The organism is Microbacterium sp. UMB0228 (genome assembly GCF_002871415.1).
In the GTDB taxonomy this organism is placed as follows: Bacteria; Actinomycetota; Actinomycetes; order Actinomycetales; family Microbacteriaceae; genus Microbacterium.
In genome coordinates this window covers 1-303 of the sequence record NZ_PNFU01000024.1, presented here as the reverse complement: position 1 = coordinate 303, position 303 = coordinate 1, and the positions used below count along the sequence as shown (strand labels likewise).

The window sequence follows — 303 nt, the reverse complement described above, 5'->3', positions numbered from 1 at the left end:
TCAACCAGCCCTCACAGGAGGCCCTCATACAGACCGCCTGACGGAATCTGTCTCACCCGCCTTGACACTTTCCGAATCCACACTGAAGCGCATGCACACGCACGCACCCGTGAGGAGACGCACGCTGGAGCCTCACCTCATTCCGGTGGACAACGGTGTGTTCGACCATGCCAGGCAGGAACTGCGGCCGTTCAGCGAAGACTGGGTGTTCCTCTCGAAGATCCAGTCTGTGAAGCGCCCCGGGTTCGGTGGAGGCTCTCAACTCACGGAGGATGAGAGTCATGGCAGCACCGAAGAAGTACC

The 303-nt window shown here is 60.1% G+C and carries 1 protein-coding gene; it reads left to right on the top strand.

From position 1 onward, the window contains the following. Nucleotides 1-91: 91 nt before the first annotated feature. Nucleotides 92-303, top strand: a 212-nt coding sequence (locus tag CJ226_RS18345; RefSeq protein WP_219720011.1) for a hypothetical protein, incomplete at its 3' end; no start/stop codon positions are given.